Consider the following 5,305-nt stretch of genomic DNA (forward strand, 5'->3'; position numbering starts at 1 on the left):
CGGGGTCGCCGGGCTCGTCGCGGCCGGGCTGGTCACGCTGCTCACCACCCGCCTCGCGCTGGCCCCGCTGGACGTGATGACCGGGCTGGCCCGCTCGATCACCCGCGGCGACCGCGGCCGCCGGCTCGATCCCGCCCGCACCGACACCGAGCTGGGCCGCGCCGCGGCCGCGTTCGACGACATGCTCGACGAGCTGGAGGGCGCCGAGACCACCGCCCGCGCGTCCGAGGCGCGGACGCGGCAGTTCGTCGCCGACGCCGCGCACGAGCTGCGCACGCCGCCGGCCGGGGTGCGCGCCGCCGCCGAGGCCGCGCTCGACCCGGAGCTGCCCGCCGCCGACCGGGACCGGCTGCACCTGTTGCTGCTGCGTGACACCCAGCGCGCCGCCCGCCTGGTCGACGACCTGCTCGCGCTGGCGCGGATCGACGCCGGCATCGAGCTGCACCCGGTGCCGGTGGACCTGCTCGAGCTCGCCCGCGGCGAGGTCGAGCGGGCCGGGCTGCTCGCCCCCGGCCTGGACGTGCGCGCGACCGGCCCGGATCGGACGTCACCGGCCGTCGTCGTCTCCGGCGACCCGCAGCGCCTCGGCCAGGTGCTGGCCACCCTGCTCGACAACGCGCGCCGGCACACCCCGGACGGTGGCGCGGTCACCGTCGCGGTCGCCGCGGGGGACGGCACCGCCGCGGTGACCGTGTCCGACACCGGCCCCGGCGTACCCGCACCCGACCGGGAACGGATCTTCGAACGCCTCGTCCGGCTCGACGACGCCCGCTCCGCCGACGCCGGTGGCGCCGGTCTCGGGCTCGCCATCGCCCGCGGCATCGCGCACGCCCACGGCGGGGAGCTGCGCTGCGTCGAGCCCCCGTCGGGAGCCGGGGCGGCGTTCCGCCTCGACCTTCCGGCCGAAGGCCCGCCTGCCTCACCGCCTACGGGTGCAGGAACGCGGTGACCGAGCGGCGGATCCCCGCGACGTCGAGGCCGTGCGCGACGTCGTGCTGCTCGCGGGTGCCGTAGCGGCGCAGCTCGTCCGGACCCACGCCCAGTCCGAGCGTCCGGTGCCGGATCCCGCCCAGGGCCCGGGACACCTCGGCCGTGGAGGTGTCGCGCAGGTAGGGCTCGACCAGCACCACGTCGGGCGTTCCCAGGGTCCGGCGCAGCGTGTCGGCGTCGAACGGGCGCACGGTCGAGGTGTAGAGCACGGTGACGTCGAGGCCCTCGACGGCCGCGAGCGTGCGGTCGGCCATCGGCCCGACCGCCACCACGGTGCCCCTGCTCCCGGTCCGCAGCATCGACATCCGGCCGTCGACCGACCGCGGCTGGGCGTTGGAGTCGCCGTCGAGGCGCAGGTAGATCCGGTCGTCGCGGGCCACGGCGTCGCGCAGCATCTGTTCGGCCTCGTCGGCGTGCCCGGGCACGTGCACCGTCCAGCCGGACAGCGTGTCCAGCAGGGCGACGTCGCGCTGACCGAAGTGCGTCTCGCCGCCGGCCGGCCAGCCGTACGAGCCACCGGCCGAGACCAGCACCGCGCCGACGTCCTGGTGCCCGAGGTCGAGCTTCACCTGCTCGAACGGGCGCTCCAGCAGGAACGGCGCGAACGTGTGCACGATCGGGCGCAGGCCGGTCAGGGCGAGCCCGCCGGCCGTCGAGATCAGCAGCTGCTCCCGGATCCCCAGGTTGACCACGCGGTCGCGCACCGGCGCGACCTTCTCCGGGTCGAGGTGGGCGGCGCCGATCTCGGCCAGTACCACCGCGACCCGCGGGTCGGCGGCGACGAGGTCGGGCAGCAGGCCGTAGAACCGGTCCCGCGCATCCGGGGGCCCGGAGTCGTCCCGGTCGTGTTCGGCGGCAGCGAGGTCGACGCCCTTCCACGAGTGGGTCGCGGTGCTCATCAGGACTCCTTGGGCTCGACGTGGGCGACGACGGCGTGCGGCCGGTCGCCGGGTGGGTCGCTCGTGAACGCGCGGTGCAGGGCCTCGTGGTCGCGGCCGTCGACGTCGGTGGTGGACCACCCCTCGACGGCGAAGCGCGCGGCGATCCCGCCCGGCCAGCCCTGCGAGGCCGAGGAGTTGTCGACCACCACCGCGGTCAGCCGGTCCAGCGCGGCCCGCCCGGCGTACTGGATCGCCTCGGCGTGCGAGCCCTCGTCGAGCTCCGCGTCGCCGAGCAGGACGACCGTGCGCGCGTCGCGCCCGGTGGCGCGCAGCCCGAGCGCGGTGCCCACGGCCAGGCCGAGACCGTGTCCCAGCGAGCCGGAGCCGATCTCCACGCCGGGCACCAGCACGCGGTCCGGGTGGTGGCCGAGCAGCGAGTCCCAGCCGCCGAACGTGTCTAGCTGCGCCTCGTCGAGGAACCCGGCGGCGGCCAGCACCGCGTAGTAGGCCATCGGGCCGTGGCCCTTGGACAGCAGGAACCGGTCCCGGTCCGGGTCGTCCGGGGCGCGCGGGTCGAACCGCAACACCCGGTCGTAGAGCACCCACAGGACGTCGAGCGTGGACGTCGCGCTGTGGTCGTGCTTCTCGTCGCCGGTCATCCGGGTCATCAGGCCGGCGAGGTCGTCATAGGGGCGTCTCGTGGTCGTCATGTGCGACACCCTGCGACCTGAATCCGACTTCAGGTCAAGGCGATCCGGCGCGCACCCTCGCGCGGGTCAGTCGTCCTCGACCGGGGAGGCGCGACGCACGTAGAGCAGCTGGTCGCCGCGCTCGAGCGAGTCGACCGCCGGCGCGTCCACCCGGTGCAGCACGTCGCCGCGGACCACGCCGAGCACGATGTCGGGCAGGTGCCGCGGCGAGCCGCCCACCTCGTTCGGCTCCACCCCGCGCTGGCTGATCGCGAACCCGGCGTCCGGGGTCAGCAGGTCCTCCACCACCTCGACCACGGCCGGGGAGCGGGTCGCGACGCCGAGCAGGCGCCCGGCCGTCTCATCGGAGACGATCACGGAGTTGGCGCCGGACTGGCGCAGCAGGTGCACGTTCTCCGACTCCCGCACCGCGGCCACGATGGCCGCGGTCTCGGTCAGCTCGCGGGCGGTCAGTGTGACCAGCACCGCGGTGTCGTCGCGGTCCAGCGCGACGATCAGCGTGGTCGCCTGGTGCACGCCGGCGATGCGCAGGACCTGGGACCGGGTGGCGTTGCCGGAGACGGTGACCAGCCCGAGCCCGGACGCGACGTCGAGCCGGGCCCGGTCGGTGTCCACCACGACGATCTTCTCGGGGTCCACCCCGTCGCCGAGCATCGTCTCCACGGCGGCCCGGCCCTTCGTGCCGTAGCCGACGACGACCGTGTGCTCGCGCACGCGAGACCTCCAACGCTGGATCCGGAACGACTGGCGGGAACGCTCGGTGAGCAGCTCGACGGTCGTACCGACGAGGACGATCAGGAACAGGACCCGCAACGGGGTGACGACCAGGATGTTGATCCCGCGCGCCGTCGGGGAGACCGGGACGATGTCGCCGTACCCGGTCGTGGACAGCGAGACCGTCGCGTAGTAGAGCGCGTCCAGCAGCGAGATCGGGCCGGCGCCGTTGTTGTCCAGGTAGCCGTCACGGCCGAAGTAGACGATCAACGTGGTGACCGCGAGCGCGCCGAACGCGATGACCAGGCGGTTGACCAGCGACCGGACCGGACCGGCCCGCTGGTCGGGCATCTTCAGCGCGCCCGTGACCTGCGGGTCCAGGGTCGTGAAGCGAGAGGAGCCCAGCACCGGCGAAGGCTAACGTCCGGTCGCTCCGGCCGCGGCACCCGAGTCCGAACCGTTGTCCGGCCCGGCGCCGTCCGGGGCCGGCACGATCCCCGCCGAGGCCGCCCCGGCGCTGAGCTCGTCCAGGCCGAAGGCGCCGACCGGGTCCAGCGCGCCGGTCCCGTGCACGCCGTGTCCGGCGGCGCGGGTCGCGCCCCAGGCCAGCAGGTCCGCGGTGATCGCGTAGGCGTCCGGGGCGACGAGGCGGGTGCGGGCCAGAAGGGTTCCGGCGTCGTCGAACACCTCGGCGACGAAGTGCGAGGTGCTGCGCGCGAGGTTGTCCGGGTCCGGTGCCTCCGACGCCCGCCCGGCGGCCAGACCGGCCAGCCCGGTGACCGCCCGGCCCAGCGCCGGGATCCGGGACAGCCACGGGGTGAGGCCGCTGGCGGCGTGCACGGCGCCGCTGGCCGGCCCGAACCAGCCGAGGTAGACGTCCACCACCTGCAGGCCGGGCTCGAACCGCGGCAGCGCGAACTGCTCGGACCCGCCGATCGTGACGCCCGGGCGCGGGCGGCCCCGCACGTCGAACGTGCGCATCCGGACGCCGGCGGCCTCGCTGCGCAGCTCGCCGTCGCGCCAGGTGTGGACCGGCTCGGCCGCGACCCCGACCAGCGAGTTCAGCGTGCCGCGGGAGAACGGCTGCCCGGCCCGTGCAGCGCCCATTCTCGTTCCGCCTGCGCTCCTCTCGGTGCTGATGAAGTAGCCGACATCGACCCGGGCGGGTGTTCCGGCCCCGCGTGCCTCGCGCACGGCGAGGGCTCCGGCCAGCACGCCGGGCAGGTAGTCGTTGCCGAACGCGGTGAGCAGCGCCGCGCCGGAGCGCTCGGCGGCCGGGCCGTACTGCTCGAACACGCGCCGGACGAACGGCGGCTCCCCGGTGGAGTCCAGGTAGACCGCCCCGGCCGCGACGGCCGCGTCGACGGCGGGTCCGCCCAACCGGGTGAACGGCCCGACCGTGCTCACCAGCACGTCACCGGCGTCGAGGAGCGCCCGCACCGACGCCGGGTCGCCCACGTCGGCGACCGCCGTCGGGAGGCCGCCCAGGCGGCCGGACAGCGCGGCCAGCTTCTCCGGACTGCGCCCGGCCAGTACCGGCGCTGCTCCGCGTGCGACCAGCGACTGCGCCACCCGGGCCCCGGTGTACCCGGTGGCCCCCAGCAGGACGACCTTTCCTGTCATCCCGGGAGGGTATCGGTCCGGGCCGGGCCCGGCCTGACACGTGGCGGGCCGCACCGGCGGCTCTAGAGTGGGAGGGTGCCGACGGTGGACGACGAGGGCGGTGTGCCCGCTCCTGCCCCACCGGGCCGCCGTTCCCGGGGCCGGCTGACCCGCCGCGCCCGGGCCGCGTTGCCCCTGCACCGGCCGGACCCGATGGACGTCCTCGACGCCGGCCTCGCGATCACCGCCGGGCTGGCCGAGGGGCCGGGGGGCGGCCGGGCGACCGACGCGCTGCACCGCCTGGGCACGCTCGTGGGGGCGACCGCGGCCGGGCTGGTCGGTCCCGCGGAGCCGGAGACCGGGACCGCGGGGCCGGCACCGGACGTCGCCTGGTGGGGTCCGGGACGC

At 75.9% G+C, this 5,305-nt stretch carries 6 protein-coding genes; 2 read left to right on the forward strand and 4 right to left on the reverse strand.

Annotation, left to right across the window (positions count from 1 at the left end):
- Window positions 1-949 (forward strand): cell wall metabolism sensor histidine kinase WalK (locus I4I78_RS29945; protein ID WP_218614869.1); only part of this gene is annotated, 949 nt, incomplete at its 5' end.
- On the opposite strand, the gene I4I78_RS29950 is transcribed toward I4I78_RS29945, so the two are convergent.
- The 4 genes from I4I78_RS29950 to I4I78_RS29965 form a co-directional block, all read right to left on the reverse strand.
- Window positions 927-1,889, reverse strand: coding sequence for a transketolase family protein (locus tag I4I78_RS29950; protein WP_218614870.1), 963 nt, complete (start codon window positions 1,887-1,889; stop codon window positions 927-929). The two genes, I4I78_RS29945 and I4I78_RS29950, sit on opposite strands and share 23 nt — an antisense overlap.
- Window positions 1,889-2,581, reverse strand: coding sequence for a transketolase (locus tag I4I78_RS29955; RefSeq protein ID WP_218614871.1), 693 nt, complete (start codon window positions 2,579-2,581; stop codon window positions 1,889-1,891). Before I4I78_RS29955 ends, I4I78_RS29950 begins: the two co-directional genes overlap by 1 nt.
- A 66-nt stretch (window positions 2,582-2,647) precedes the next feature.
- Window positions 2,648-3,646 carry a TrkA family potassium uptake protein gene (locus I4I78_RS29960; RefSeq protein ID WP_218614874.1) on the reverse strand — a complete coding sequence of 333 codons (999 nt, stop codon included), beginning with the start codon at window positions 3,644-3,646 and terminating at the stop codon, window positions 2,648-2,650.
- A 66-nt stretch (window positions 3,647-3,712) separates the two neighbouring features.
- Window positions 3,713-4,918 carry a trans-acting enoyl reductase family protein gene (locus I4I78_RS29965; protein ID WP_218614872.1) on the reverse strand — a complete coding sequence of 402 codons (1,206 nt, stop codon included), beginning with the start codon at window positions 4,916-4,918 and terminating at the stop codon, window positions 3,713-3,715.
- A gap of 75 nt (window positions 4,919-4,993) precedes the next feature.
- Here I4I78_RS29965 and I4I78_RS29970 point away from each other — a divergent pair.
- A partial coding sequence (locus tag I4I78_RS29970) for a hypothetical protein (RefSeq protein WP_218614873.1) occupies window positions 4,994-5,305 on the forward strand: 312 nt, incomplete at its 3' end.

This window comes from Pseudonocardia sp. KRD291, assembly GCF_019263595.1.
GTDB lineage: Bacteria > Actinomycetota > Actinomycetes > Mycobacteriales > Pseudonocardiaceae > Pseudonocardia.

Excerpts from the sequence above, each read along its gene's own strand:
- I4I78_RS29950 (WP_218614870.1), bottom strand. The coding sequence starts at position 1,889 with ATGAGCACCGCGACCCACTCGTGGAAGGGCGTCGACCTCGCTGCCGCC.
- I4I78_RS29955 (WP_218614871.1), bottom strand. The coding sequence starts at position 2,581 with ATGACGACCACGAGACGCCCCTATGACGACCTCGCCGGCCTGATGACC.
- I4I78_RS29960 (WP_218614874.1), bottom strand. The coding sequence starts at position 3,646 with ATGCCCGACCAGCGGGCCGGTCCGGTCCGGTCGCTGGTCAACCGCCTG.
- I4I78_RS29965 (WP_218614872.1), bottom strand. The coding sequence starts at position 4,918 with ATGACAGGAAAGGTCGTCCTGCTGGGGGCCACCGGGTACACCGGGGCC.